The organism is Campylobacter sp. CN_NE2 (genome assembly GCF_027797465.1).
Classification (GTDB): Bacteria; Campylobacterota; Campylobacteria; order Campylobacterales; family Campylobacteraceae; genus Campylobacter_B.
In genome coordinates, this window is the sequence record NZ_CP115608.1 from 1,039,071 (window position 1) to 1,059,942 (window position 20,872).

General features: G+C 36.5%; 20 protein-coding genes. 13 read left to right on the top strand and 7 right to left on the bottom strand.

From position 1 onward, the window contains the following. The first annotated feature begins 32 nt into the window (after positions 1 to 32). The 3 genes from PF028_RS05140 to purF all read left to right on the top strand — a co-directional run bounded on the left by PF028_RS05140 (position 33) and on the right by purF (position 5,612). Entirely contained in the window at positions 33 to 3,167 is a 3,135-nt protein-coding gene (locus tag PF028_RS05140) for a DUF748 domain-containing protein (protein WP_270860284.1), read from the top strand. A gap of 335 nt (positions 3,168 to 3,502) precedes the next feature. Continuing rightward, positions 3,503 to 4,264 carry a 4-hydroxy-tetrahydrodipicolinate reductase gene (gene dapB / locus PF028_RS05145; RefSeq protein ID WP_270861406.1) on the top strand — a complete coding sequence of 254 codons (762 nt, stop codon included), beginning with the start codon at positions 3,503 to 3,505 and terminating at the stop codon, positions 4,262 to 4,264. 1 nt (position 4,265) lies between these two features. Continuing rightward, positions 4,266 to 5,612 (top strand): amidophosphoribosyltransferase, encoded by a 1,347-nt coding sequence (gene purF / locus PF028_RS05150; protein WP_270861405.1) that lies wholly within the window; start codon positions 4,266 to 4,268, stop codon positions 5,610 to 5,612. A gap of 60 nt (positions 5,613 to 5,672) precedes the next feature. Here purF and bcp read toward each other — a convergent pair whose 3' ends face one another. Next, entirely contained in the window at positions 5,673 to 6,221 is a 549-nt protein-coding gene (bcp, locus tag PF028_RS05155) for a thioredoxin-dependent thiol peroxidase (RefSeq protein WP_270861404.1), read from the bottom strand. 158 nt (positions 6,222 to 6,379) lie between these two features. Further along, the gene (locus PF028_RS05160) at positions 6,380 to 6,571 is read right to left on the bottom strand and encodes a tautomerase family protein (RefSeq protein WP_270861403.1); all 192 of its coding nucleotides are present in this window, start codon (positions 6,569 to 6,571) and stop codon (positions 6,380 to 6,382) included. 139 nt (positions 6,572 to 6,710) lie between these two features. Here PF028_RS05160 and PF028_RS05165 point away from each other — a divergent pair, with 139 nt between their 5' ends. Together PF028_RS05165 and PF028_RS05170 are read left to right on the top strand one after the other, a co-directional pair. Next, entirely contained in the window at positions 6,711 to 7,628 is a 918-nt protein-coding gene (locus tag PF028_RS05165; RefSeq protein ID WP_270861407.1) for a branched-chain amino acid transaminase, read from the top strand. A 9-nt stretch (positions 7,629 to 7,637) separates the two neighbouring features. Then, complete coding sequence (locus PF028_RS05170) at positions 7,638 to 8,732, top strand: SPFH domain-containing protein (protein WP_270861402.1); 1,095 nt, start codon at positions 7,638 to 7,640, stop codon at positions 8,730 to 8,732. Positions 8,733 to 9,281: 549 nt separating this feature from the next. On the opposite strand, the gene trxB is transcribed toward PF028_RS05170, so the two are convergent. The 5 genes from trxB to PF028_RS05195 form a co-directional block, all read right to left on the bottom strand. Further along, on the bottom strand, positions 9,282 to 10,220 hold the full coding sequence (trxB, locus tag PF028_RS05175) for a thioredoxin-disulfide reductase (RefSeq protein WP_270861401.1): 939 nt from the start codon (positions 10,218 to 10,220) through the stop codon (positions 9,282 to 9,284). A gap of 91 nt (positions 10,221 to 10,311) precedes the next feature. After that, positions 10,312 to 10,632, bottom strand: a complete 321-nt coding sequence (gene trxA / locus PF028_RS05180; RefSeq protein ID WP_270861400.1) for a thioredoxin — start codon at positions 10,630 to 10,632, stop codon at positions 10,312 to 10,314. Positions 10,633 to 10,894: 262 nt separating this feature from the next. Continuing rightward, positions 10,895 to 11,785 (bottom strand): NAD(P)H-dependent glycerol-3-phosphate dehydrogenase, encoded by an 891-nt coding sequence (locus PF028_RS05185; RefSeq protein WP_270861399.1) that lies wholly within the window; start codon positions 11,783 to 11,785, stop codon positions 10,895 to 10,897. 2 nt (positions 11,786 to 11,787) lie between these two features. After that, the gene (locus tag PF028_RS05190) at positions 11,788 to 12,849 is read right to left on the bottom strand and encodes an AI-2E family transporter (RefSeq protein WP_270861398.1); all 1,062 of its coding nucleotides are present in this window, start codon (positions 12,847 to 12,849) and stop codon (positions 11,788 to 11,790) included. A 9-nt stretch (positions 12,850 to 12,858) separates the two neighbouring features. Further along, positions 12,859 to 13,476 carry a hypothetical protein gene (locus PF028_RS05195; protein ID WP_270861397.1) on the bottom strand — a complete coding sequence of 206 codons (618 nt, stop codon included), beginning with the start codon at positions 13,474 to 13,476 and terminating at the stop codon, positions 12,859 to 12,861. Between the two features lie 201 nt (positions 13,477 to 13,677). Between PF028_RS05195 and PF028_RS05200 the strand changes: the two genes are divergently transcribed. The 8 genes from PF028_RS05200 to nuoH are packed head-to-tail and all read left to right on the top strand — an operon-like array spanning position 13,678 to position 20,869. Beyond that, entirely contained in the window at positions 13,678 to 14,067 is a 390-nt protein-coding gene (locus tag PF028_RS05200) for an NAD(P)H-quinone oxidoreductase subunit 3 (RefSeq protein ID WP_270861396.1), read from the top strand. Then, positions 14,028 to 14,558, top strand: a complete 531-nt coding sequence (locus tag PF028_RS05205; RefSeq protein ID WP_373566988.1) for a NuoB/complex I 20 kDa subunit family protein — start codon at positions 14,028 to 14,030, stop codon at positions 14,556 to 14,558. The genes PF028_RS05200 and PF028_RS05205 overlap by 40 nt, the downstream gene beginning before the upstream one ends. Next, a complete protein-coding gene (locus tag PF028_RS05210) occupies positions 14,558 to 15,352 on the top strand; it encodes an NADH-quinone oxidoreductase subunit C (RefSeq protein WP_270861394.1) in 795 nt (264 codons plus the stop codon). Before PF028_RS05205 ends, PF028_RS05210 begins: the two co-directional genes overlap by 1 nt. Further along, complete coding sequence (nuoD, locus tag PF028_RS05215) at positions 15,352 to 16,578, top strand: NADH dehydrogenase (quinone) subunit D (RefSeq protein ID WP_270861393.1); 1,227 nt, start codon at positions 15,352 to 15,354, stop codon at positions 16,576 to 16,578. The genes PF028_RS05210 and nuoD overlap by 1 nt, the downstream gene beginning before the upstream one ends. Then, a complete protein-coding gene (locus tag PF028_RS05220) occupies positions 16,575 to 16,805 on the top strand; it encodes an NADH-ubiquinone oxidoreductase subunit E family protein (protein WP_270861392.1) in 231 nt (76 codons plus the stop codon). Before nuoD ends, PF028_RS05220 begins: the two co-directional genes overlap by 4 nt. Further along, a complete protein-coding gene (locus tag PF028_RS05225; protein ID WP_270861391.1) occupies positions 16,802 to 17,500 on the top strand; it encodes a hypothetical protein in 699 nt (232 codons plus the stop codon). Before PF028_RS05220 ends, PF028_RS05225 begins: the two co-directional genes overlap by 4 nt. Then, positions 17,493 to 19,877, top strand: a complete 2,385-nt coding sequence (locus tag PF028_RS05230; protein WP_270861390.1) for an NADH-quinone oxidoreductase subunit G — start codon at positions 17,493 to 17,495, stop codon at positions 19,875 to 19,877. The genes PF028_RS05225 and PF028_RS05230 overlap by 8 nt, the downstream gene beginning before the upstream one ends. After that, positions 19,874 to 20,869 carry an NADH-quinone oxidoreductase subunit NuoH gene (gene nuoH, locus PF028_RS05235; RefSeq protein ID WP_270861389.1) on the top strand — a complete coding sequence of 332 codons (996 nt, stop codon included), beginning with the start codon at positions 19,874 to 19,876 and terminating at the stop codon, positions 20,867 to 20,869. The genes PF028_RS05230 and nuoH overlap by 4 nt, the downstream gene beginning before the upstream one ends. Positions 20,870 to 20,872 lie beyond the last annotated feature (3 nt).

The window sequence follows — 20,872 nt, forward strand, 5'->3', positions numbered from 1 at the left end:
TACGATTTGAATTTAAAATTTTTGGTAAAAATATGAATTTTTTTAAAAAACATTGGAAAAAATTTCTTTTTGGTGTTGTCTGTTTTTTCGCATTTTACGCCATTGTGGGCTTTTTTGGAGTGCCGTATTTTTTGAAAAATACATTGCCAAATTTGCTTAGCGATAAAGCAAATTTAAGTATAAAAGAAGCTAAATTTAACCCTTTTTCTTTTAAACTTGATTTGCGTAATTTAGAACTAACCACAAACAAACCGCTTTTTAGCGTAGATGAAGCAAATTTGGAATTAAACCCAAAGTCGCTTTTCAAAAAAGATATTTTTATCAAAAATCTAACGCTAAATTCGCCAAATACGCAAATTTACAGAGATAAAAACGGCAAATTTAACTTTGATAGTTTTCTTAGCGATGAAGCAAATAACGATGAAAATTCAACTAGTTTTTTTAATCTCGTTTTGGAAAATTTCAAAATCCAAAACGGAAGCGCACTTTATAGCGATGAAAGCTTTGCAAAGCCGTTTTTAGCGAAATTAGAAAATTTAAATTATGAGATAAAAAATCTAAATTTAGGTAAAAATTCAATCGGATCGCATGATTTAAATTCAAACTCGCAAATCGCAAAAAATATCAAACACGGCGCAAATATCAGTCTAAATCCGCTTGAAATAACAGGGAATTTGGAAATTTCTGAGCTAAATTTAAGCCACATTTGGCAAAGTTTTGTTGATTTGAGAGATTTAAATTTAACAAAATCCTTTTTAAGTGCCAAAATTCCATACAAGCTAAATTTGGATAACGGCATAAATTTGAGTGTAAAAAATGCAAATTTAAATCTTGCAGATAACGAATTTAGCGAATTTGGCGATATTATAAGTTTTAGCGAAATAATAGCTAAAAATCTAAATTTGGATTTGGATTTTAACGATAATTTGGATTTGGATTTAAATATAGATCAAATTTCGCTGCCAAATTTTGCTTATAGTAACCCTGATTTTAAAGTAAGCTCTCAAAATAACGAACTCGAAAAAACACTTTTAAATTTAAAAATTGAGAATAATTCTACAAATTTAAGTGTCAAAAATGAAAATATAAATCATAAAAATATCGAATTTAATTTCCAAAACCACGACTTTGTGCGAAGCGAAAATTTAGCCCTAAATGGCGTAAATTTTGTCTTAAACGATCAAAATTTTAGTGCCGCAATCAATACGGCAAATCTCGGTAAAACAGGCACTTTTTCAGGACAAGATAATTTTGGCGGATTTGAAAGCTCCGTAGCAGAAAAACTTAGTTTTGATATAAATAAACTTTTTTTAAAAGTCCAAAATGCGGTTGTAAATTCGCCAAAATTTATTTCTAGTATCGATGAAAACGGCGTAAAAAGCATAAATTCTCTCGCGATTTTAAAATTCGCAAAAGATTTTAACTCTACTAAAAAAACGGCAAATTTAGATAAAAATTCATCAAATCCAAAAACGAAATTTGATTTTCTTATTCAAAACGCAGAAGTAAAAAACGGCTACGCTAAAATCACAGAAAGCTTCGTTACGCCGATGACACACGAAATCTCAGGCATTAATACAACCGCAAAAAATATAAGCTTAAATTCGCCGTTTATCATCAAAAATTCGATTAATTCAAAGCAAATTTCGCTAAATTCAACCACGAATTTAAATATAATTCCTTTAAATTTAAGCTCGGCTTTTAGTCTGAATTTGCCGAATTTAGAGTATTTTAACCCTTATGTAGGCGAATTTTTAAATGCAAAAATCACTAGCGGAGCAAACAAATTTGACGGCAATTTTACGCTACAAAGCGGTTTTAGCCTAAATGGCACAAGCGAAGTATCAAATTTGGCAATGAGCTTTGCAAATGGCGATAAATTCGCTAGTTTTGATAATCTAAAAGTCGGCAAAATCGCACTTACTCAAAATTCGCTAAATTTAGAAAATATAAATTTAAACTCGCCGTTTTCAAAAATCGTGGTCTCAAAAAATAAAAAGCTAAATTTGGCAAATTTGGTTAAAACTTCGTCAAAACCAAAACAACCGCAAAATTCAGGCTCAAAAAGCGATTTTGACATTTTAATTAAAAATATAAATATCAAAAACGGCAGGGTTAATTTCGTCGATCAAAGCCTAGATATGCCGTTTGATTTTTTGATTTCTAAAATCAACACTAGTGTCGATGAAATCAGCCAAAAACGCCCCGCAAAGCTCAAATTTAACGGCAATGTCGGCAAAGGCGGTATCGCCCAAATCGATTTGAGTTTGTATCCGTTTGCATACGAAAAACAAACCACTCTTTCGCTCATTACAAAAGGCGTTGGTCTAAGCGAAACTACGCCGTATAGTGCGAAATTCATCGGTCGCAAGATAGACGGTGGCATGGCGAATTTAAAGCTAAATTACACGATAAAAAATTCAAAGCTAAACGCTACAAATGAAGTAAATTTGGATAATTTCACGCTTGGCGAAGCAGTCGAGAGCAAAGATGCCATAAATTTGCCGCTTGATTTAGCCATTTCTGTGCTAAAAGATTCAAAAGATCAAATCAATGTGAATTTGCCTGTTAGCGGGGATTTAAAAGACCCTAAATTTAGTTTTGGCGGAGTTATCGGCGGAACGATTTTAAAACTTTTCTCAGACATCGCCCTAAGCCCGTTTAAACTTATCGGAAATGTTTTAAATATCGATACAAAGGGGCTTGATACTATCGATTTTAACGCAGGTGAAGCTGAAATTTTAGCTAGTGAAAATGAAAAAATAGCAAATTTAGCCAAAATCGCCAAAGAAAAAGAGAATATTAAACTTATTTTAACGCCGACTTACAGCGAAAAGGCGGACGCTTTTGTATTTAAAAAGCAAATTTTTGATAGGGAAATATCAAATTTAATGAGCGAAAAAGATTTAAATTATGATAATGCGGTTGCAAATTTTGGTGCAAAACTGCGTGTGCCAAAAAGCGAAAACTACGAAAATGAAGTTATAAAAGCCGTTAAATTTGATACTTCGCGTCTAGAAAAATTAGCGCTTAAAAGAGTAGAAAATTTAAAATCAAATTTGATAAATTTAGGTGTCAATGAAAATCAAATCATCGTAGAAAAACCCCAAAATAGCGAACCAAAACAAGATATTTTTGTGCCTTTAAAACTTGGATTAAAAAATTAAATTTGCGAAGCAAATTTTCGTAAAATCAAATTTAAAAAGCTTGTAAAAGCTTTTTAAATTTGCCACTTCTAGCGTGCAGGGGTTGGGGGTTGTTAAGGGGGAAGGGGGCGCTTCGCAAGTCAGCCCACTTCCCCCTTAAAAAGGCAACTTGCAAGATGATTAAATTTATAAATTTGTTTGTAATTTTAATTTACATTGTTGAATTTAAATTTTTTGTTGCTTAAAAAATCTGCTTAGGTAAATTTCACATAAAATAAAATTAATAAACCTATTATTTAAATTTTGATATACTCCTTGTTTTCATAAAATCGGCGTTTGCCACAAAAGGAAAACTTATGATAAATATCGGAATTCACGGCGGAAGCGGTAAAATGGGGACTATGATTTACGAGTGCTTGAAAGGAAATAGCGAAGCAAAAGTAAGTGCGATTTGGACTTTTGAAGAGCTTAGTTATACGCCTAGTTGCGTTGTTACCGAAGATTTTGATGAATTTTTTAACAATTGTGATGTCGTGATTGATTTTACCATAAGACAAGGGGCGTTAAATTTGCTAAATTACGCAAAAAACCACCCAAAACCGATTTGTATGGGAACGACCGGTTTAGGTGAAGACGGCATGGCGCTTTTAAAAGAGTGTAGCGAAAAAATGCCTATACTTTATGCCACAAATATGAGCCTTGGGGTTGCCGTTTTAAACAAACTTGTAGCCCTAGCTTCAAAGGCTTTGCGTGAATTTGATTGTGAGATTGTAGAAATGCACCACAAACACAAAAAAGACGCTCCAAGCGGAACAGCTTTGACACTAGCCCAAAGTGCAGCTACTGCAAGAGATTTAGACTTAAAAAATGTCAGAGTAAGTGGCAGAGACGGACTAATCGGAGAGCGAAGCAAAGATGAAATCGCCGTTATGGCACTTCGCGGTGGCGATATAGTCGGTCGCCACACGGTGGGTTTTTATAATGACGGAGAATATATCGAGCTAAATCACACTGCTACAAGTCGAGCTACTTTCGCAAAAGGTGCGATAAAAGCAGGAATTTGGGTAAGCAAACAAAAAAACGGCTTATACGATATAAATGATTGTTTAGGAATTTAAAATGTGTGCGATTGTAGGAGTTATAAATTCAGAAAACGCAGCTAAAAAGGCGTATTACGGGCTATTTTCTATGCAGCACCGCGGACAAGAATCAAGCGGAATAAGTGCAAGTTTTAACCACCACATAAAAACGATAAAATCGCAAGGGTTGGTAACTGAGATTTTCGGCGAAGCTGAGTTTGAGCTTTTAAAAGGAAATATCGCAATCGGGCACAATCGCTACTCAACAGCAGGAAGCGATAGCCTAAAAGATGCGCAACCCGTTGCCGCAAACTACGCTCTTGGCGAGATTTCAATCGTGCATAATGGAAATTTGGTAAATAAAAACGAAGTTAGAACAAAACTCATCGAAGAAGGCGCGATTTTTCAAAGCGGCATGGATACTGAAAATATTTTGCACCTAATCGCAAGAAGCAAAGAGACGCATTTGCAAGATCGCATTATAGAAGCTGTGAAAAAATGCGTTGGAAGCTATTGTTTGCTTATTTTAAGTAGAAGCAAAATGTTTGCCGTGCGTGATAGATTTGGTGTTAGGCCACTTAGTATCGGAAGACTTAAAGACGGCGGATACATCGTAGCTAGTGAAACTTGTGCTTTTGATTTGGTTGGGGCAGAGTTTGTGCGAGATGTGTGTCCCGGTGAAATGGTGATTTTTGAAGAGGGAAAAAGCGAATTTAAAAGCGTTCAACTTTTTGGGAACACAGATCCTAGAATTTGCGCTTTTGAATATATCTATTTTGCGCGACCTGATAGCATGGTTGATGGTAAAAATGTCTATAATATTCGTAAAAAACTAGGCGAAATTTTGGCTAAAAAATGCGCTAGTATTAAGGCTGATTTGGTTATCCCTGTGCCTGATAGTGGCGTTCCTGCCGCACTTGGCTTTGCAAATGAAAGCAAAATTCCTTTTGAAATGGCGATTGTGCGAAACCACTATGTGGGACGAACTTTCATCGAACCTACGCAAGAAATGCGAAATTTAAAGGTAAAACTCAAACTAAATCCTATGAGCGAAGTTCTAAAAGATAAAAAAATCGTCGTGGTCGATGATAGTATCGTGCGTGGAACGACTAGCAAAAAAATCGTAGAACTTTTGCGAAACGCAGGAGCAAAAGAAATTCACATGTGCGTAGCAAGTCCTGAGATAAAGCACCCGTGCCGCTACGGAATCGACACGCCAAGTTACACTGAACTAATTAGCGCAAATATGAGTATAGAAGAAATTCGCAAATTTATCGGTGCCGATAGCTTGACATTTTTAAGCATAGATGAACTAATCACAGGTCTAGGAAATGAGCGAAAATACTCGCTTGATAGCTTTGACGGGGATTATTTTATAAAAGAGTAGATTTAAGAATTCGGCAAATTTTCAAGCCGAATTCTTTTGAATTTTTTAAATTTAGCAAATTTACTTTGCTAAATCCGCCAAAACCTTTGCTGCATGGTCTTTTGCTTTGACGCTTTTATAGACTTTGGCGATTTTACCTTTTTCATCTATGACAAAAGTCGTTCGCACTATGCCAAGATACTCTCTGCCGTAGTTTTTGCGAACCTGATACACGCCGTAAGCCTTGCTGACTTCTTTATTTTCATCGCTTAGCAAAATGTGCTTTAAGCTCTGTTTTGCTATGAAATTTGTATGCGACTTCACGCTATCAGGCGAAATGCCGATGATAACGGTATCACTAGCGATAAAATCATCATAAAGCGCGCTAAATTCACACGCTTCTGTGGTGCAACCGGGCGTGTTATCCTTTGGATAAAAATACAAAACAACCTTTTTACCGATAAAATCTTTCAAATTTACACTCACGCCATCGCTGTTTTGCAAACTAAACTCAGGGGCTGTGTCGCCGATAGTTAAAACTACTTTTCGCTCTAAATCTTCCTTACTAAATTCGCTTTCGCAAATTTCGCTTTTTCTTTCGCCGTCTGCTTTTTTTCTACAACAAGCCATCAATTTATCCTTTATTTTAAGTTGAAATCAGCCTAGCTTTTTCGCGTGGCGAACTCGGACAGACAAATTTAGTCTAGTCCGTCGTCCGCCCCGCAAAAAATCGTCGGCATAAATTTATCAAATTTGCATTGAATTATTTTGCAAATTTATTCGTAAATTTACTTATCTTCTTTTTTGATTGCATCTCCGATATAGAAATTTTCTTTTTCGTCATACTCGAAATTTATAACTATTCTTGCAGGATTTTTTCCTAAATTTCGCACAAAAACTTCTGCGATTTCGGCTGCGACTTTGTCTTGAACTTCTTTTGACGGTGCAGGTTTAGCTAATCTTACTTTAATTAACGGCATTTTTATCCTTTTTAAAAAAATTTGGCAAATTATACCAAATTTAAAGACCAAATTTACAAGATAACCAAAAATTTATAAATTTTTAGATAAAATCTAACGCAAATTTTTTATTATGAAAGGCAAAACAATGGCATCAGCTATGAACGAAGCTAAATTTATTTGGATGGACGGAAAATTGGTCGCTTGGAAAGACGCCACCGTGCATGTTTTAACTCACTCTTTGCATTATGGAAACGCGGTTTTTGAAGGTGTTAGAGCGTATCAAACTAAAAAAGGTCCTGCGATTTTTAGACTTAAAGAACACACAAAAAGACTTTTTGCTTCTGCAAAATCTTGCTTAATCGATATTCCTTTTACAGCCGAAGAGCTTGAAAAAGCACATATCGAAGTTATCAAAGCAAACGATTTTAAAGAAACTATTTATATTCGCCCGTTAGCATTTTTGGGTTACGGCAAAATGGGCGTTGCGGTTAAAGGCTGCCCTGTAAATGTCATCGTAGCAGCATGGGAATGGGGTGCGTATATGGGCGAAGAAGCACTTCGCAAAGGCACAAAGGTAAAAATCAGCTCGTGGATGAAACCTGCGCCGTTTTCGATGATGGCAAAAGCAAAAGCAAGTGCAAACTATTTCAACTCGCAAATGGCAAATTTTGAAGCCACAGAAGCAGGTTATGATGAAGCGTTACTTTTAGATCCGCAAGGATTTGTAGCTGAGGGCCCTGGTGAGTGCTTTTTTATCGTTAAAGACGGCGTTATCATAACTCCGCCAAATGATACAAGCCTAGAAAGCATCACACAAGCGACAGTTATCGAAATCGCCGAAGATTTGGGCTATAAAGTTGAGCGAAGACGCATTACAAGAGATGAGTGCTACAACGCAGATGAAGCATTTTTTACAGGAACGGCAGCAGAAGTTACCCCAATTAGCAACATTGACGGCAGAATCATAGGCAAAGGCGAAATGGGCGAAATCACAAGCAAGTTGCAAAAAGCATATTTTGCCGTAGTTATGGGCGAAAATCCTAAATTTGAAAAATATCTAACTTATGTAAATTAAGGAGCGTTAATGCCAGCAGATTTAAATGATTATTTTAACAAACGCGGTTCAAACGGCGGCGGCAACGGCGGCGGAGAAAATCGAAATTTTAATTTCAAAACACCAAATTTGCCGAATTTTAGCAAATTTTCAGGGCTTTTATATGTCATAATCGGCATTATTGCTGTTTTGATAATCGCAAAACCTTTCGTAACAATCCAATCAGGCGAAGTCGGAATCAAAGCAAATTTGGGTAAATTTGATAAAGATCCGCTTGGTGCGGGACTTCACTTTTTCTTGCCGTTTATCCAGCAAGTTTTCGTGGTCGATACGCGCGTTAGAATCATCAACTACACAAACACGGAAGATATGAACTCGGCACTCGCAAAAGGCGCAAGCGGCGGCATTATAAAGAAAAATTCGCTCTCGGTTTTGGATTCAAGAAACCTGCCGGTTAGCATTGACATCACCGTTCAATACAAACTAAATGAAGACACCGTGCCAAATACTATCGCTCAATGGGGCTTTGCGTGGGAAGATAAGATGATAGATCCGGTAGTTAAAGATGTCGTGCGAAGCGTCATCGGTAACTACACGGCAGAAGAGCTACCGACCAAACGCGATGAAATCGCAAAACTCATTGATGACGGAATTCGAAAAAATATCGAAGGTTTGCAAAACAAGCCTGTTGATTTAAGGGCGGTTCAGTTGCGTGAAATCATACTTCCTGCAAAGGTAAAAGAGCAGATTGAGCGCGTTCAAATCGCAAAACAAGAAGCCGAGCGAACCAAATACGAAGTTGAAAGGGCTAACCAAGAAGCGCTTAAAAAAGCTGCCCTTGCCAAAGGTAATGCAGACGCCGTTAAAATCGAAGCACAAGGTAAAGCAGATGCCGTTAAAATCGAAGCTGACGCACAAGCGTATGCGAACAAAGAAATCGCAAAAAGCTTGGATAATAATTTGTTAAATTTAAAACAAATCGAAACTCAGGCTAAATTTAACGAAGCTTTGCGTGAAAACAACGACGCCCAAATTTTCTTAACTCCGGGCGGAGCTGTGCCAAATATCTGGGTCGATACAAAAAATAAACAACGACAAACCGTTATCGACGAAACGCAAAAATAATCAAATTTAAATAATTTTTGGGGCAAATTCGCCCCATTTGTCATTGTGGGCGAATAAAGCGAAAAGCAAAATAAGTGTAACGCTTTTTTGCGTAGTAAAAATGTTTCTTGCAAAGCGCAACGAAGCATAGTAATCGCCAATGTTAAAATAACAAATTTGCTTCTATGTGTCATTGCGAGAATTTTTGCGTTAGCAAAAATTCGTGGCAATTGTCAGTGGTAAAATAACCACAATGTAAATTTGCAAATAATCTGTCATTGCGAGACGGCAACGCCGTCGAAGCAATCCAGAAAAAAACCGAAAATTAGTTATTTTAAAAAACGGCTTTTGCTGTTGGTTGGATTGACTTCGCCCTACGGCTCATCCAAACCTGCTTCGTGCTACGCACTCACACCGCTTCGCTTGTTTTGCTTCGAATTTACTTCATAAATTCTCGCAATGACAGTGGAAAGAAATCACTCTCGCTCGTTTGCGATGACGAGCAATATTGTAGAATTTTTTGCAAGACGCACAAAAAGTGCATCTTGCAAAATATGTGGAATTTGAATTTTAGCGTTTTTCTTCTAAATAACTAAGCACACCAAGAGCTGCTGTTGCGCCGTCGGCTGCTGCACAAACTACTTGTTTTGGAGCATCTTGACGAAGATCGCCTGCTGCAAAAAGCCCTTCTACGCTTGTTTGCATTTTTAAATTTACTTTTACTTGGCCGCTTGGCAAGGTTTCGCAGATAAAGTTTCCATTTTCATCTTTTAAGACCGAATTTCGCACATCAAGCCCCACAAAAACGAAAATTCCAGGAACTTTTATTTCTCTTTGGCTTCCGTCTTTTAGGCTGACTTTTACGCCTGTTACGCCCATATTATCGCCACAAATTTCATCTATGAGCGCATTTGTGATTAGCTCGATTTTTTCGCTTTCTTTTACCTTTTGCACGGTAACGGGAGCAGCCCTAAATTCGTCTCTTCTATGCACCAAATAAACTTTTGAGCAAATGTTTGTAAGATAAAGCGCTTCTTCAAGTGCAGTATTTCCGCCACCAAGCACGGCGACTTCTTTATTTTTGTAAAAAAATCCGTCGCAAGTCGCACAAGTGCTTACGCCCCTGCCAAAAAATTCATCTTCGCCTTTTACATTTGCACGACGCGGAGTCGAGCCCGTAGCGACGATGACGGCTTTTGCGCGCTCAGATTTTCCGCCTTCTAAATAAATCGTAAAATTTTCATCATCATCTTTTGAAATTCGCTCTACTTTTACCATTTCGTGTTTTAGACCAAATCTAAAACATTGTTCTTGCCACGGCGCCATAAAGCTCATTCCGTCTGTTACCGTCGCAACGCCCGGATAGTTTTCCATTTCCGAGCTACTTGTGATTTGACCGCCAGGCATTCCAAGTTCAAACATTACAACGCTTTTTAATCCGCCTCTGGTTGCATAAAGTCCTGCCGCAAGCCCTGCTGGACCCCCGCCGATAATCGCTAAATCTAACATTTTTATCTCCTAAATTTTATTTTATTGAGTAAAGTTGTGAGCGCAAATTTAATAAATAAAATAAAAAAGGGGCGTTTTACGCCCCAAAAAATTATAGAAGTGAATTGATTTTATCTGCAATTACTTGTTTTGATTGTGCGCCGACTAGTTGAGCTACAACTTCGCCGTCTTTGAAAAATAGCATTGTAGGAATAGAGCGAATTCCAAACTCGACTGCCAAGCTTTGGGCATTGTCATCGTCTGTATTTACTTTGCAAATTTTTGCTTTGCCGTCGAATTCTTCTGCTAACTCATCAATAACCGGTGCTAGCATTCTGCACGGTCCGCACCATGGCGCCCAAAAATCTACAAGCGCAACGCCTTCTTTTGCCACATCGAAATTTTCAGATGTTAGTTCTATGTATTTTCCCATTTTTGTTCTCCTTAGGTAAAATTTTCTCGCAATTATACTTAAATTTGATTAATAAAAAAGTAATTTTATTACAAATTTTTTAAAGATAATTGCTAAAAATATTTAAATAATAAAATTTATTATTTCGTGACATTATACAACTTTTTCCTTAAACTAAATTGTAATTTTTATTATTTAGAGTGAAAATTTATAAAATTTGCAACAAATTTTATAAATTTTTATATCAAGCTTGCAAAATTTTGTAAATTTGAATCAAATAAATTTACTTCTTTTTTAATAAATCACTAAGGCTGATTTTGACATTTTTTCCATTTAAAATGGCAAAAACTTCGTTCGCAATCGGCGTATAAATTTGATTAGTTTTAGCGATATTTACAATCGCTTCTGCCGTAAAAACGCCCTCGGCTACTTCGCCAAGTTCGCTTAAAATTTCGCTTTTGCTCTTTCCTTGTGCTAAGCCAAGTCCCACGCGGTAATTACGCGAAAGTTCGCTAGAAGCAGTTAAAAATAGATCCCCGACGCCACTAAGCCCGATAAATGTCTCATCTTGTGCGCCAAAAAATTTGCCAAAACGGGTGATTTCAACTAATCCTCTTGCGATAAGACTTGCTCTTGCGTTATTTCCAAGTTTTAGTCCATCGCAAATTCCACTAGCAATGGCGATTACATTTTTATACGCGCCACAAACTTCTGCACCTATGACATCGTTAGAAGTGTAAGTTTTCATATAATCAGGAAATAAATTTGCAAATTCGTTTGCGACGCTTTTGTTTGTGGAATTTATGACGACAGCGCACGGGAGCTTTTGTATAACTTCACTGGCAAATGAAGGACCCGAAAGATAGGCTAAATTTTGTTTATCAATATGTTTTTCAAAAATTTCATTTAAAAATTTACCGCTTTTTGCGTCGATTCCTTTGGAGGCAACAAGAATTTTTTGATTTTTATTTACAAAATTTGTTTCTAGCCACGAAGCGGTTTGTTGAGCTGCGATAACCAAAACAATCATTTCGCAATCTAATGCTTCATCGATACTAACAAAATTTGGGATATTTCTAGGCGTTCTTGAAGTGATAACACAGCTATTTTTTTCACTTAATGCGTTATATAACGCACTTCCCCACTTCCCTGCACCGACGATTGCTATTTTCATTTTTAAGCCCTTTTTTCTTGCGAATTTGCTGAATTTGCCAATTCAACGCTATTTTCATTATTTATTTTATTGCTTAGCAAAACAGCTAAAAATTTTGTTTTTGGATTTGAATTTAGAGCGATTTGTAAGCTCATTGTTAGCGGGATTGCCAAAAACATTCCGCCGATTCCAAAAACAAAACCCCAAAGTAGCAAACTTACTAAAACAACTACAACCGAAAGCCCAAGCCCTTTTCCCATAAATCTTGGTTCGATTATGTTGCCGATTAGGACATTCACAAAAAGATAAATTCCAACAACCCACACCGAAACACCCACGCTCATCGTGCTTAGCGTTACAAAAAGCGTTGGGATTGCCGCCATTATCGAGCCGATTGTCGGAATATAATTTAATATAAAGGCACATATTCCCCAAAGTGCAGCATAAGGAACACCTAAAACCCAAAGCAAAAGTCCAATCAAAAGCCCTGTTGTAACAGAAGCAATCGTTTTTATAAGTAGATATTTTTTCAAATTTGTCGTAAAATTTTCGGCAAAAATTCCTGCTTGTTCATTTTTGCTTGAAAAATACTCGATTTTTTCTTTTATTTCCTTGCTTTCAAAAACCATAAATGCAACCATTATAAAAACAAAAAAGCCCATAGAAAGAAGCGTCCCTGTTTTTTTCAGCACGGCCGTTGTTTGATTTATGATTAAATTTATATCAAAACCTACGCTGTTTCCGTCAAGCTCTATGATTTCGTATGAATTTATCTTATTTATCAATGCTTCATTAAATTCGCTAAATTTGCTTTGGAGTTCCGGGAGTTGTGCTGTAAAGCCTTTTACGGCATTAAAAACAATGTCGCCAAAAAATATCAAAATTCCTATAAAAAACGCCGTAACAACGCAAAATGCGATAAGTCTTGGAATTCCAAATTTTTGTATATAAAGCACCAAAGGAGAAACGGTTGCAGCGATAAAAATTGCCAGTAAAAATGGTACAACCACGCTTGAAGCCGCTTTAAGACCTGCTAAAATGATGATTACACACGCAACCGAGATTAAAACCATTTGAGCTCTCAAATTTTTTCCTTACATTACCGAATTTATCGCCGCTACGATCTCTTCGGCGTGAGCGTTTAAATCGGTAGAAATGGCTTTTTGGAAAATCGGAGCGATTTGAGCGTGATGAGCATCCCCGCCGCCGTAAAATGCGCTTTCGCCAAAATGTCTTTCATCAGAAGAGATATTTTTATTATAGATTAATTTTTGATTTTTGAAAATTTTAAGATTAAAATCATAGCTCACAAAAGGTTTTGCCGTTACATCAAAACCATCTGCGCTGTAAAATCCGTATCTAAATGAGCTAATATTTGGTATGATAACCAGTCCTTGCGAATTTAGCGAGTTTTGATCTTTGCTTGTGATTAAATTTGTTAAATAATTTGAAAAAAATCTTTGAGTTTCCCCGGAAGCAAATTCGCCTAAATTTATGCTTACACTTTCGTCATTTCCGAGCCTACTTGAAGCTTTAAATTTTTGGCTTTTAAACTGCTCGGGACTTACATAAATGATCGTGCTTTGCAAAGCTTTTTCTATTTGGATATTCTCATTTATAGGCGCTGTTTCTGCATTTTTATTATACTGGGCTGTGTGAGTGCAACCTGCCAAAAACAAGGCAAAAGCGACAGATAAAATAGTTTTTTTCATAAATTCTCTCCCAAAAATTTAATAAAATTTGTCTATTTTAGCATAAATTAAATAAAAGCATTGACTAAATTTGTTAATTTAAAACCAAAGTGTGTAAATTTCGTTTAAAAATAGCTTAAATTTGCATAAAAATATAATCATAAAGGAAATTTAAATTTTTTCTAGGATAGAATTTGTGCTTATTTTAAAAAAAGGGTAAAAATGTCTAGAATGTTATTTGCTCACCCATATTTTGGTGCATTTTTTATGCTTATTTTAAGCTTTGTGATTTTTGGATTAATTGTAAAATTATCATCAATCATCGGCAATAAATTTGCAAACCAAAACGATGAGCGACTAAAATCGGCGATTTACGAAAGCGGTCCGGAAAGTGTAAAACAGCCAAATCAGATGAATTCGAACTTTTTTATGGTTGCCGTGCTGTTTATTTTATTTGATGTTGAGATTATTTTTATGTTTCCGTGGGCTGTGGATTTTAAAATTTTAGGTATTTTTGGGCTTGTTGAAATGGTATTATTTATCGTGCTTTTAACGATTGGTTTTGTTTATGCATGGAAAAAGGGAGCGTTAGATTGGCAGAGCATAAGATAGATTTTAGACGAGAAAATGGGCTTCCTGTCGTTTTGACAACTGTTGATAAACTTGTGCAATGGGGCAGAAGCAACTCGCTTTGGGCGATGACTTACGGATTAGCATGTTGTGCGATAGAGATGATGGCAAGCGGGGCTAGTAGATACGATTTTGACAGATTTGGAACAATTTTTAGAGCTAGTCCAAAGCAAAGCGAAGTTATGATAATTTCAGGAACGCTAACAAAAAAACATGCCGAATTTGCTAGGCGACTTTATGATGCGATGCCTGAGCCAAAATGGGTTATCAGTATGGGAAGTTGCGCTAATACAGGCGGTATGTTTAATACTTATTCAGTCGTGCAGGGTTGCGATAGAGTAATCCCTGTGGATATTTATCTGCCCGGCTGTGCGCCAAGGCCTGAGACTTTGCAATATGCGCTTATGATTTTGCAGAAAAAAATAAGAAGCGAAAAAGCAAATCGCAAACAAAAAGCAAAAAGGCTTGTGTGATGAGAAAATATAATCCAAAAGGCGATAAATCAAAGCAAAATTATTACAAAGATAGATTTTTTGTAAATAAATCAACGACTAAATTTGGAGTATTAGGCACTAAATTTGAAAGCGAAATAGAAAGATTAGCCAAATTTGGCGTTGAAATTTTAAATTCGTATGTAGAATTTGACAATTTAGTTGTTTATATCAAAAAAAATGATAATTTAAAAGCATTAAAAATTTTTAAAGATTTAGGTTATGAAATTTTGTGCGAGTTAAGCGGTGTTGATTTGACAGAAAAACAAAACGGAATCGAAGTTTTTTACCAAATTTTAAACACAAACGAAGCCAAAAGAGCAAGAATCAAATGTTTAGTTGAAAATAAAACATTTTTGCAAAGTGTGAGCGAAATTTACAAAAGTGCAAACTGGGCTGAGCGAGAGCTATATGATATGATGGGTGTTTGGATTGAAAATCACCCAAATTTGGCAAGAATTCTAATGCCAGATGATTGGCACGGACACCCACTTTTAAAATCTTATCCACTGCAAGGAGACGAATTTGCACACTGGTATGAGATAGATAAAATTTTTGGCAAAGCTAGAAGAGATGAATTCGGCGAAGAAAATCGCAATCCTAGTTTCATCGATAGCAAAGATACATTTAATTTTTCAAGAATTTATCACGAGTGCGAATTTGGCGGAGAAATTCCAAATGACGCAATTTCGCAAGAGTATCAAGAAAAAGACGGTGTGCCTTTTGTAAAAGAGCTAAAAAAAGATAAATTTAAACTAATCAAAAAGAGAAAATAATGCAAAAAGCGACTATTTTAAGACCAAGTTTTGAAAATATCGAATTTGAAAAAATCGGTTCAAATATGATTTTAAATTTTGGTCCCCAACACCCATCGGCTCACGGTCAGCTAAAACTTGTACTTGAAATGGACGGCGAGTTAATCGTTCGAGCTAGACCGCAAATCGGCTATTTGCACCGTGGTATCGAAAAAATGGCTGAAAATATGATTTATAACGAATTCGTCCCGGTTACCGATAGGGTTGATTATATCGCAAGTGCGGCAAATAACTACGGCTTTTGTGCCAGTGTTGAAAAGCTTTGCGGTATCGAAGTGCCGCGACGCGCACAAATCATAAGAGTAATCATACTTGAACTTGCAAGGATTGCTTCGCATTTGCTATTTTTAGGCACTCATGCACTTGACATTGGTGCTATGAGCGTATTTTTGTATTGTTTTAGAGAAAGAGAATACATACTTGATTTAATCGAAAAATATAGCGGAGCAAGGCTAACGCACAACAATATCAAAATCGGCGGCGTTTTTGTTGATTTGCCTGATGGTTGGTTAGAAGAGATGCTAGCGTTTTGCGATAAATTTCCAAACGATTTGAAAGATTATGAAGATTTATTGGATCAAAACCGAATTTGGCTCGCTAGAACGCAAGGCGTTGGAATTTTAAGCAAAGAACAGGCTTTAAGCTGCGGTTGTAGCGGTGTTATGCTAAGAGCAAGTGGCGTTAAATGGGACATACGAAAAGAAGAGCCATATCTTATCTATGATGAACTTGACTTTGATGTGCCTTATGCGAGTGCGGGTGATTGCTACGCTAGATATAAATGCTATATGCAAGAAATGCGAGAGTGTTTGAAAATTTTAACCCAATGTGCAGGGCTTTATAAATTTAGCGATTCGCAAATTTTGGCAAATAATCCTGAGTTTGTAAGTGCTTCAAAAGAGCAGTTGATGACGCAAAATTACTCGCTTATGCAACATTTTGTATTAGTTACGCAAGGGCTAAAACCGCCTGTTGGCGAGATTTATCATGCAAGCGAAAGCCCAAAAGGCGAACTTGGATTTTTTATCCGCTCCGAAGGCGAAAGTCGTCCGTATAGATTAAAAATTCGCACTCCAAGCTTTTTTCATTGTGCGGTTTTAGAAGAGATTTTGCCGGGACATTATTTGGCAGATGCAGTTGCTATAATCGGTAGCACAAATATTATTTTTGGCGAGGTTGATAGATGAAAAGATACGATTTACGCCGTTTAAAAGGTGATTTTCTAAATCGCATGGGAGAGATAATAAAAAATTCAAATCAAGGCGATGTGATGATTTTTTTATTTGAAATCGGCGATTTCAGCGGAGTTCAAAAAAGCGCAAATTTAGTTGATGGGCTAAATTCCACGCTTTTAAATTCACTTAGATACAATCAAGTTGATTGGAGTATAGTCGTAAAGAAAGGACGAATATGAAAATTTTAAATTTAGCTTCTATTTTAAGCTTACAAGCACCAAGTTTAGCAAAAACTTACGCAAACGATGAAATTTTAACGCTTAGCGCAAATGATGATGATGCGATAGAGGGAGAATTTATAAAATGCGAAATTGGCGCACAAGGCTATGTTTTGGCTATGCTTTGTGCTAAATTTGATGAAAGAGAATATTTTGCGAATTTAGACATTGGTTTTTTAAGCGGCGAAAGCAATGTCGGCGAAGAAGAGATCGATGAAATTTATGAATTTTTAAATGGGTGCGAAGTTGTGATAATCGATGAAAATCTGCTAAATTCGCATAATGAAGCCAAAAATATAGAGAGCTTTTTGGCGATTTTGCAGGAAGAGTTTAAATTTGAAATAATAAATTTAAAAAATGAAAAAATCACTCCAAATTTAAATGAGCTAACCGAACTAAAAGAACTTGAAATTTACGACGGCGCAGTTGTTTTTAAACACGATAAAGACGATAAATTTGTGGGCGGAAACTACTTTTGCATGGTTGCAAAAATCGCTAACGGCGATGAAGTTATAATAAAAACAAAGAATTTAGAAATTCGCAAAAAATTTGAACTAAATGCGAATTTAAAAGGAACGATTGCGCTTTTGGGTTTGCAAAATCCGCAAGGATACAACTACGAAGTAGCAAAAATCACTAAGGTTGTAAATGGCTAAAATCACAATAAATAACCAAATTTGCGAGTGCGAAGAAAACGATTATATCCTGCAAATCGCAAGGGCTAACGGAATTTTTATCCCTGCGATTTGCTATTTAAGCGGTTGTAGTCCGACCTTGGCGTGTAGGCTTTGTATGGTTGAAGCAGACGGAAAAAGAGTTTATGCCTGTAACGCAAAGGCAAAAGACGGCATGGTTGTCATTACAGATACGCCTGAAATCGCGTCTGAGCGAAAAGCCATAATGCAAACTTACTGCATAAATCACCCCTTAGAATGTGGCGTTTGCGATCAAAGCGGCGAGTGTGAGTTGCAAAATTTCGTTCATCATTTAGGCGTTGATGAGCAAATTTATGCTATCAAAGATACGCACAAAACGCCAAAAAACTGGGGTTTAATCAACTACGATCCAAGTTTGTGTATAGTTTGCGAAAGATGTATCACGGTTTGTAAAGATAAAATCGGCGAAGCTGCTCTAAAAACTACGGCTCGTGGCGGCGATATGCCTGATAAAGCGTTAAAAGATTCTATGCCAAAAGACGCGTTTGCCGTGTGGAATAAATTTCAAAAAAGTTTAATCGCACCTGCAAATGGAGAGAATTTGGAGTGTTCGAGCTGTGGCGAATGCACGGCAGTTTGCCCAGTTGGAGCGTTAGTGGGAAGTAAATTTCAATACAGCTCAAATGCGTGGGAGCTAACTAAAATTCCTGCTTCAAACCCGCATAGTAGCGACTGCGAGTTGATTTATTATGACATTAAGCGAAGCGGTATTGAAGATCAAAAAGAAAGAATTTATAGAGTTAGCAATGACTACGATTTTGGCGAGATAAGCACTGCTGCTAGATTTGGCTTTGATTTTAGCAAAACTAAAAGCGTAAAAGATAAAGAAGTTTTTGAAAAAATCGTTGATAAAATTGCAAACGGCGAGATAAAAACGATTAAATTTAATAGCTTTATTACAAACGAAGAAGCTAAAATTCTCTCGCTTTTAAAGGAAAAATTCGGTCTAAATTTGATAAACGACGAAGCTTTTGCATATCAAAATTTCATGAAAGAATTTGCTAAATTTAGCGGTGAAAATTTATATAATGCAACTAGCGAAACGATAAAAAATAGCGATTTTATTGTAGTTTGTGGTAGTTTTTTACGAAGCGATAGCCCGAATTTAGGCTTTAAAGTAAATAATGCGTTAAAAATAAATAAAGCAGGCGGAATTTATTTTCACACCATAGGCGATAAAGTGGTAGAAAACTACGCTAAAAACTTCATTTGCGTTAAACATGAGAGCAAATTTGATACACAAATTTTGCTTTGGATTTTGCAAAAATTTGGCGAAAATTTGCCGTCTTGGTTAAATGAAAAACTGCAAAACGAATTTGAAATTTCGCAAATTTCAAAAACCCAAAAAAATGAAAACGGCGATGAAATCACGCAAACTAGCGAAGTAAAGATTAGCAAATTTGCAAAAATGCTTAAACTTGATGAAACAAAAGTTAGCGAAATTTTAGCCAAAAAAGAGAAATTTTCTCTCATCATCGGCGAAGATTTTATTTTTAGTAAAAATGCCAAAACTCTGGCAAAACTTGCTGGGCTAATTCAAAAATTTACGCCGTTTAAAATTCTGATAATTCCGCCACGAACAAATTCGCTCGGCGTTTCGCTGATTTGCGATTTAGATAAAGACGCAAAAGGCAAAGTGCTGGGATATAACGAAAACGGCGACATTACAATGGGCGTTTTAAAAGGCGATCTTGATATGCCTAGTCTAGTCCAACAAGAAGGCACTTTCACAAACTACGACAAACGCGTAGTGCCTACAAATGCAGCTTTGAGCTACGGGGGATTTGAGCTAAATGACATTGCAAACGCTCTTGGCGTAAAAAGCGAATTTGCGATTGATTACACTTCAAATTTAGGAAAAAATTTCAAAAATATCAAATTTGATGATTTGGAAAATTTTTATGATAACGGCGGTGTAAATCATCGTGGTTACGAGCTGGAAAATCAAATTTGCGAGTGTGAAACAGGCGAATTTGAAATCACGAATTTAAACGAAACGCTAAATTTAAATGAAAACGAAGTTCAAATTTATAAAGCAAATCCTATTCATCAGTTTTCAAAATTCACAAACGCCACTTCGCAGCTAAACGAAGTAGCAAATTTGATAGTAGGAAGCGAATTTTTGGCTAAATTTGAAGTTAATGACGGCGAAGTTGTAACGCTAAAAAAAGGCGAATTTGCACTGGCGATAAGCGTCAAATTTGATAAAAATATAGACGGTGCGATTTTGCCGTATTTTGACGAAAAGATTGAATTTGATAAATTCTTTGAAAATGGGCGTTATAGCGTAGTTAGCGTAGAAAAGGCAAAAGCATGAGCGAAACAACATTTTTGATAATCGAAACCATAGTAAAAGCAGTTGTAATCCTAGCCGTGATTGCGACACTAGCCGGGTTTGGCACTTATGCCGAGCGAAAAGTTTTAGCCTATATGCAACGCAGAATCGGACCTTGTGTGGTGGGTCCTTTTGGACTTTTGCAGGTATTGGCTGATATGATAAAGCTTTTTACAAAAGAAGATATAATTCCGGCAGGTGCTAATAAAATCACCTTTAAAATCGCTCCGATAATATCGGCAGTTGGGGCTTTTGTAGCACTTTCTGTTGTGCCTTTTTTGCCTGAATTTACCATCTTTGGGCATACAATAAGACCGATTTTAAGCGATATAAATGTAGGAATTTTATTTTTGCTTGGAGCTAGCGGAACTTGCGTTTATGGAACGCTTATCGGCGGTCTTTCAAGCTACAATAAATGGGGCTTAATCGGCTCGGTTAGAAGCATTTTGCAACTAATCAGCTTCGAGCTTATCAACGGATTAAGCCTAATTCCGATTATTATGGTGGTTGGATCGCTATCTTTAATTGATATTGTAAATGCCCAAAGTTCAGGCATTGGCGGCTGGTTTATATGGAAAATGCCGATTTGCTTTGTTCTGTTTTTGATAGCGTCGTTTGTCGAGTGCAACAGAACCCCGCTTTGTCTGACCGAAAACGAAACCGAGCTAGTTGCAGGTGCTAGCACAGCGTATTCAGGTATGCGTTGGGGTATGTTTTTTATCGCAGAGTATGCAAATATGATAACTTATTCGGTTGTGATTTCGCTTATATTTTTGGGCGGATTTAATCCTATTTGGTTTATTCCGGGCGGAATTGTTATCATCATGAAAGCATCTTTGTTTTTCTTTTTATTTTTATGGGCAAGGGCTGCGTGGCCGCATTTAAGACCGGATCAGCTAATGGCGCTTTGCTGGAAAGTTTGTATGCCATTAGCATTACTTTGCATAGTTCTAACTGGAATTGCGATTTCATAAGGT

Bases quoted from the DNA above. Each gene is read 5' to 3' on its own strand.
- PF028_RS05140 (WP_270860284.1), top strand. From the start codon at position 33: ATGAATTTTTTTAAAAAACATTGGAAAAAATTTCTTTTTGGTGTTGTC.
- dapB (WP_270861406.1), top strand. From the start codon at position 3,503: ATGATAAATATCGGAATTCACGGCGGAAGCGGTAAAATGGGGACTATG.
- purF (WP_270861405.1), top strand. From the start codon at position 4,266: ATGTGTGCGATTGTAGGAGTTATAAATTCAGAAAACGCAGCTAAAAAG.
- bcp (WP_270861404.1), bottom strand. From the start codon at position 6,221: ATGGCTTGTTGTAGAAAAAAAGCAGACGGCGAAAGAAAAAGCGAAATT.
- PF028_RS05160 (WP_270861403.1), bottom strand. From the start codon at position 6,571: ATGCCGTTAATTAAAGTAAGATTAGCTAAACCTGCACCGTCAAAAGAA.
- PF028_RS05165 (WP_270861407.1), top strand. From the start codon at position 6,711: ATGAACGAAGCTAAATTTATTTGGATGGACGGAAAATTGGTCGCTTGG.
- PF028_RS05170 (WP_270861402.1), top strand. From the start codon at position 7,638: ATGCCAGCAGATTTAAATGATTATTTTAACAAACGCGGTTCAAACGGC.
- trxB (WP_270861401.1), bottom strand. From the start codon at position 10,220: ATGTTAGATTTAGCGATTATCGGCGGGGGTCCAGCAGGGCTTGCGGCA.
- trxA (WP_270861400.1), bottom strand. From the start codon at position 10,632: ATGGGAAAATACATAGAACTAACATCTGAAAATTTCGATGTGGCAAAA.
- PF028_RS05185 (WP_270861399.1), bottom strand. From the start codon at position 11,785: ATGAAAATAGCAATCGTCGGTGCAGGGAAGTGGGGAAGTGCGTTATAT.
- PF028_RS05195 (WP_270861397.1), bottom strand. From the start codon at position 13,476: ATGAAAAAAACTATTTTATCTGTCGCTTTTGCCTTGTTTTTGGCAGGT.
- PF028_RS05200 (WP_270861396.1), top strand. From the start codon at position 13,678: ATGTCTAGAATGTTATTTGCTCACCCATATTTTGGTGCATTTTTTATG.
- PF028_RS05205 (WP_373566988.1), top strand. From the start codon at position 14,028: ATGGAAAAAGGGAGCGTTAGATTGGCAGAGCATAAGATAGATTTTAGA.
- PF028_RS05210 (WP_270861394.1), top strand. From the start codon at position 14,558: ATGAGAAAATATAATCCAAAAGGCGATAAATCAAAGCAAAATTATTAC.
- nuoD (WP_270861393.1), top strand. From the start codon at position 15,352: ATGCAAAAAGCGACTATTTTAAGACCAAGTTTTGAAAATATCGAATTT.
- PF028_RS05220 (WP_270861392.1), top strand. From the start codon at position 16,575: ATGAAAAGATACGATTTACGCCGTTTAAAAGGTGATTTTCTAAATCGC.
- PF028_RS05225 (WP_270861391.1), top strand. From the start codon at position 16,802: ATGAAAATTTTAAATTTAGCTTCTATTTTAAGCTTACAAGCACCAAGT.
- PF028_RS05230 (WP_270861390.1), top strand. From the start codon at position 17,493: ATGGCTAAAATCACAATAAATAACCAAATTTGCGAGTGCGAAGAAAAC.
- nuoH (WP_270861389.1), top strand. From the start codon at position 19,874: ATGAGCGAAACAACATTTTTGATAATCGAAACCATAGTAAAAGCAGTT.